Annotated in this window: 1 protein-coding gene and 1 pseudogene; both read right to left on the bottom strand. The window is 69.4% G+C overall.

Features of this window, described 5'->3' with window-relative positions:
• Window positions 1–1,423, bottom strand: a 1,423-nt coding sequence (locus tag G3N94_RS41110) for a FecR family protein (RefSeq protein ID WP_241022363.1), incomplete at its 3' end; no start/stop codon positions are given.
• Window positions 1,424–1,585: 162 nt separating this feature from the next.
• A pseudogene (locus G3N94_RS41105) lies at window positions 1,586–1,766 on the bottom strand (transcriptional regulator); the annotation flags it as partial.

The following is a 1,766-nucleotide window of genomic DNA, read 5'->3' as shown; positions in this document are numbered from 1 at the left end:
GCCCGCCGGTGAAGCTCTGGCGCACCGGGGCGATGCCGGGCGTGCCGGGGGTCACGTGCGCGTTGCGCCACTGCTGCGGATCGACCTTTTGTGCGAAATGCGCGACCGGCTGCCCGTGCACGAACGCGGTCGCGGGCACGGCCGTGATCGCGTGCGGCGCGTGATAGTTGATGTACGTGTTGTTGATGTTGGTGATGTTGTTGATGTTCGTCACGTTCACGGTCTTGTTCACGTTGACGTTGTTCACCACGACGTTCTGGTTCACGCGATCGTAGTAGTGAGGGCTCCAGCCGCCCCAGCCCGGGTGCCAGCGTTCGCCGGGGCCGAGCGGGAACCACGCGCAGCCTGCGGCGGCGGCGCCGCCGACCGCGAGGCTGACGCTCCAGTCGAAGCCGCCGCCGCCACCGCCGACGAACGCGACGAGTGCCGGTGCATAGACGGGCGGCTCGCTGACGACGAGCGGGCCGGGCACCCACGCCCAGCTGTCGTCGACATATGCCCAGCGGCCGTAGTGATAAGGCGCGAAGCCCCACGGCTGGTCATCGACCCAGGTCCAGCCCCACGGCGCCTGCCAGATCCAGTGGCCGTCGTGATACGGCGCCCAGTCCGACGGCACGTCGTTCGGCACCCATACCGAGCCATAGCCCGGATCCTGGCGCCACGTACCGTTCGCGTCGAGATCCTGGTAGCCGGGGACGTCGCGCGACACGTAGCGTGCCGACACCGAGCGTTCCTCGGCCGCATCGCGGCCGGCCGCCCACTGGTCGAGCGGATCGAATCCGGGCGCCGGGGACTCCTGCGCGACCGCCAGGTTGGTGCCCGAGAATACGACCTGCTGCCCGGCGGACAGCGGATACTGGCCGTTGTCGCCGTAGACGGTTGCGCTGCCGCGCCGCACGGTGACCGTCGTGCTCGCGCCGTCCGGCGCGACGTCGACCCGATAGTCGCCGGGGCCCGTGACGCCGAGCGCGAGGTTCGGCGTGTCGATTTCATACGACGAGCCGGGCGGCAGCGAACGCACGTGCGTCGACACGGTGCCGAGGCCGACCTTCAGTTGGGTCGTCGTGTCGTCGAGGTTCAGCACCGACAGGCTCGTCGATTGGCCGAGCCGCACGGCGGTCGAGCCGATGTGGATTTCGGAGCGGGCGCCGGCGTCGTTCCAGAGCTGGTCGCCGGTCGTCAGCGGCCGGTTCACGGACGCATACGACCACGTGTCGGTGCCGGCCGGCTCGGTCGTCACCGCGCCGGACAGGTAATTGAGCCTCGCAACCCGGCCGGGCGGGTCACCACCCGGCTGCTGGGCCGGCGCCGCGTACGGCGGCGCGTCGGCCGATTGCGCGAACGCGGGCGGCAACGCGGCGAGCGCCGCGAAGGCGAGCAGCGTGAGGCGGGCAGTGCGCTTGAGCGTGAACAGGGTGGTCATGATGAGCGTATTCGTCGTTATCGCGGCCCGTCGATTCGTGCCGTTGGTTTCACAATATCCGCTCGGCCTGTTTCAATGCACTGAGTTTTGTAAGGCTAATTGATCGTCCTGTAACAATTCATGTCCGTCTGGCGCGCTTGTCGTCCGGCGGCAATGCGCGTGTCATGCGGTCGTAAGCCATGCGTCGAGCGCCTGCTGCCCGGGCACCGTCACGCGCAGCACGCGCGGCCGCTCGGTGCGCTCGATCCAGCCGTGCGCGCAGAAGCTGTCGAGCAGCGCCGCGCCGAGCGCGCCGCCCAGGTGCGCGCGGCGTTCGCTCCAGTCCAGGCAGCCGCACGCGAAG

This window comes from Burkholderia sp. Ac-20353, from assembly GCF_017104785.1.
GTDB lineage: Bacteria > Pseudomonadota > Gammaproteobacteria > Burkholderiales > Burkholderiaceae > Burkholderia.
This window is presented reverse-complemented; position numbering and strand designations above follow the sequence as displayed.